Source organism: Parabacteroides sp. MSK.9.14, assembly GCF_019041495.1.
Taxonomy (GTDB): domain Bacteria; phylum Bacteroidota; class Bacteroidia; order Bacteroidales; family Tannerellaceae; genus Parabacteroides; species Parabacteroides merdae.
This window is the reverse complement of record NZ_JAHPXO010000092.1, coordinates 1-2029: the sequence shown is the minus strand read 5'-3', so window position 1 is coordinate 2029 and position 2029 is coordinate 1. Positions and strand designations below refer to the sequence as shown.

The window sequence follows — 2029 nt, the reverse complement described above, 5'->3', positions numbered from 1 at the left end:
GACCCTGCATTATGGGATGCCAAAAGATACAGACTTAAAGGGAAAGACCGTGAAGCTCAGAAAATCAACTGTGCCATAGAGAAACTGACGGCAGACATACACCGCTATTATGATGAAATACTTTCAGAACAAGGGTATATAACAGCGGAACTTGTAAAGAACGCCATTAACGGTATCGGTACAAGAAAACGGAATTTATTGGAACTGTATCAGGAATATATTGAGGAACTCTGCAAACAGGTGGGACTGACACGCTCTTACGGCACACTGCACAACCATCATTCTTCATATAATAGATTGAAGAAGTTTATCCGGAAGTATTACAATGCCGATGATATCGCACTCAGACAATTGGATTACAGCTTCATTGAAAAATACGATTCCTATATGAGAGCAGACCTCAAACGCTCTCTTTCCACTGTTGAAGGGTTTACTGTCATGCTGAAAACCATCGTCAAGAGAGCCATCGCACAAGGAACGATCCACAAGAACCCTTTTTCGGGTTATTTCCCGGAAAAGGCGATAAAGAAGCACCGCCATTTGGAAGCGGATGAGCTGAAACGTCTTATGAGCACACCGATACAAGAGAAGTTTCTTTGTTACGTGAGAGACCTGTTTGTATTCAGCACCTTCACCGGAATCTCGTATATAGACCTCTGTAATTTGCGGGAAGAACATTTTTACCGTACAGAAGACGGCAAACTATGGGAACGGTTCAACAGGCAAAAGACGAAAAGCGAATGTATCATTCAGGTTCTTGATTTGCCACAACAGATTATGGACAAATACAAGGAACAGCGTGCAGATGATAGAATCTTCAAAGTTCCGGCACGTTCGGCATTGACGGCCAACTTCAAGAAACTAGCGGAGCGATGCGAAATAGACAAACGGATAACATTTCATATGGCGAGGCATAATTTCGGTTCGCTGATTACTCTTTCTCAGGGCGTTCCATTGGAATCAGTCTGTAAGATGATGGGGCACAAGGATATCAGCACAACACAATTATACGCAAAGCTGACCCGACAAAAGGTTAATGAGGATATAAAACGAATCAGTACGAGCATCAAAACCAAATATGAAATTCCGGAATGGAACAGGGATAGCGATAATGTCAAAAACATACACTACGGACAAAGGTCGCAAGAAAATCAATATTCTGATTGACCATATCCATATTCTGCCAGCCGCATATTTCCTCGCCCATCCATTAAAGTTAGTACAGACTTCTTTGAAAGTGAAAAGGTCGGGCGGCTATGCCGTTTCGGGAGGAATCTTCCTTTGCAAGCAAAGAGTATTCCCCCCCCGAAAACCTTTTCTATTTCACGTCTGTACAATGGACGCTGACGGCAGCGGAAACAAGCGACTGACGGAAAAGTCGATAAAAATGACTAAAAGAAAAGCATATAGACAGGTCTGAAATATATGGACCAACTCTATATGCTTTTCAGATTTTTATAGGGAAAGGCCGTTTTTTGAAAACCGGATGAAATAGGCAGACGGCAAACTGCGCTCCCTCCAGAAAAATCATCCGCTTTCGCTGCATCTGTATGCTTCCTTGTACCCATTCATCAGGATACGTTCTATGTCGGAAGTTCGGTATAGGATTTTGCCGCCCACCTGCGTGTAGGGCAGGATTCCGTTGTTGCGGTAATCGAGTAGTGTTCTTCGGCTCACTTTCAGCAGGTATGCCACTTCCTTGTCGGTCAGCAGTTCATCGCCATATACGGATGGTTGGTGTTGGCTTAACAACTTTTCAAGTGAAGCCAGAAGCCTGTCAAAATTAGAGTGGAAATCCTTTACCCACTCATGGTCTTTTTCTCTGATTTCATTGTTCATACGCTTTAATTATTGGTTATACACTGATTACTCTATATTCTCGGTCAAATATTCCTGCTTTTCCATTTGGCTTCTTTCCGTCTGTCTTCCACATCGGAGATTACACGTTCCACGTCTTCAGGACGGTAATAGGTGCGGTTTCCGATTTTAGTAAAGGCAAGCGTCCCATTGTCACGGAAAGTCTGTAATG

General features: G+C 43.1%; 2 protein-coding genes and 1 pseudogene. 1 reads left to right on the top strand and 2 read right to left on the bottom strand.

The window, feature by feature from the left end:
- Positions 1-1167, top strand: a 1167-nt coding sequence (locus KTG12_RS21120) for a site-specific integrase (protein WP_216945542.1), incomplete at its 5' end; no start/stop codon positions are given.
- A gap of 360 nt (positions 1168-1527) precedes the next feature.
- On the opposite strand, the gene KTG12_RS21115 is transcribed toward KTG12_RS21120, so the two are convergent.
- Positions 1528-1839 (bottom strand): helix-turn-helix domain-containing protein, encoded by a 312-nt coding sequence (locus tag KTG12_RS21115; protein ID WP_138273417.1) that lies wholly within the window; start codon positions 1837-1839, stop codon positions 1528-1530.
- Between the two features lie 44 nt (positions 1840-1883).
- Positions 1884-2029: pseudogene (locus KTG12_RS22025) on the bottom strand (DNA-binding protein); the annotation flags it as partial.

Excerpts from the sequence above, each read along its gene's own strand:
- KTG12_RS21115 (WP_138273417.1), bottom strand. The coding sequence starts at position 1,839 with ATGAACAATGAAATCAGAGAAAAAGACCATGAGTGGGTAAAGGATTTC.